Source organism: Bordetella petrii, assembly GCF_020991325.1.
Classification (GTDB): Bacteria; Pseudomonadota; Gammaproteobacteria; order Burkholderiales; family Burkholderiaceae_B; genus Bordetella_A; species Bordetella_A petrii_E.
This window is the reverse complement of sequence record NZ_JAJMLX010000493.1, coordinates 1-1,345: the sequence shown is the minus strand read 5'-3', so window position 1 is coordinate 1,345 and position 1,345 is coordinate 1. Positions and strand designations below refer to the sequence as shown.

General features: G+C 68.3%; 2 protein-coding genes. One reads left to right on the top strand and one right to left on the bottom strand.

Annotation, left to right across the window (positions count from 1 at the left end):
• A partial coding sequence (locus LPZ50_RS24890; RefSeq protein WP_230665501.1) for a LysR family transcriptional regulator occupies window positions 1-587 on the bottom strand: 587 nt, incomplete at its 3' end.
• Window positions 588-750: 163 nt separating this feature from the next.
• Here LPZ50_RS24890 and LPZ50_RS24885 point away from each other — a divergent pair.
• Window positions 751-1,345 (top strand): thiamine pyrophosphate-binding protein (locus tag LPZ50_RS24885; RefSeq protein WP_268903642.1); only part of this gene is annotated, 595 nt, incomplete at its 3' end.

The window sequence follows — 1,345 nt, the reverse complement described above, 5'->3', positions numbered from 1 at the left end:
GCCATCGGCAGCCCGGCCAGACGGCTCACGGGCACGCTGGCACGGCCCAGCAGGCGCGCCTCGCGGGCGCGTTCCGGGTGCGACACCAGGAACAGGCGCGCGCTGGCCAGGTAATCGACGGCGATGTGCCGGGACCGGCGGGCGTCGTGCAAGATGGCCACGTCCAGGCGCCCGTCGACCAGCCATTCGTGCACATAGCCGCTATAGCCTGTCAGGAAGTTGACCTTCACCCCCGGCGCGATGGCGCGCATGCGTTGCAGCAGCGGCAGGCCGATCAGGGACATCACCGTCGGGGTCAGGCCCACGGTGACCACGCCGGCCAGGGGCGCCGCGCCCTCGGCCAGGTCGGCCGATGCCGCGGCCAACTGCTGCAATAGCGGCCGTACACGCTGGGCATAGACTTCTCCCTCGCGAGTCAGGGAAACACCGCGCCCGTGGCGGTAGAACAGCCTGGTGCCGCAGGCCTCTTCCAGGCGCTGCACTTGCCGGCCCAGCGCGGGCTGGGCCACACCGATGACACTGGCGGCACGCGAAAAACTGCCGTGCTCGGCCACCGACAGGAAATACTCCAGGCGTTTCAGGTCCATGGACCATGCCCTCCGGGTACAGAAGCGCGGGCCGCCCATGCCCGGCCCGCATAGCTGATATAGACGCCGCATCATTGATGCACACGCCGCAGCCTAACAGAATGGCGCCATGGAACCCCGCCCCGCCGCCGCCAGCGGCCCACCTCTGCATCACATTCCACGCATGAAAAACACCTCGGCGCACGCCCTGCTCAAGCAATTCCAGGCCCATGGCATGGACCGCGTTTTCCTGGTGCCCGGCGAAAGCTACCTGGGCATTCTGGACGCATTGGCCGATTTTCCCGACATCGATACCGTGGTGTGTCGCCACGAAGGCGGCGCCGGCTACATGGCCGTGGCCGATGGACGCCTGACGGGCCGGCCTGGCGTGGTGATGGTAAGCCGCGGCCCGGGTGTCAGCAATGCCGCCATCGCCATCCACACCGCCCAGCAGGACGCCGTGCCGCTGATCGTGGTGGTGGGCCAGATTCCCAAGCGCGACCTGCGCCGCGAGGCGTTCCAGGAGATCGACTGCCAGAAGATGTTCGGCGATATCGCCAAATGGGTGTTCGAACCCACCGACCCCGCCCAGTTGGCCGAGGCCGCATTCAAGGCCATACGCATTGCCACCAGTGGCACGCCGGGGCCGGTGGTACTGGTCATTCCCGAAGACATACAGCAACAGCAGGCCGAGCAGCCCGCGTGGCGCGCGGTGCCCCACGCCCCGACCGTGCCGGCGGACACCGAACTGGCGGCGCTGCGCGAGCAGTTGCGCCAGG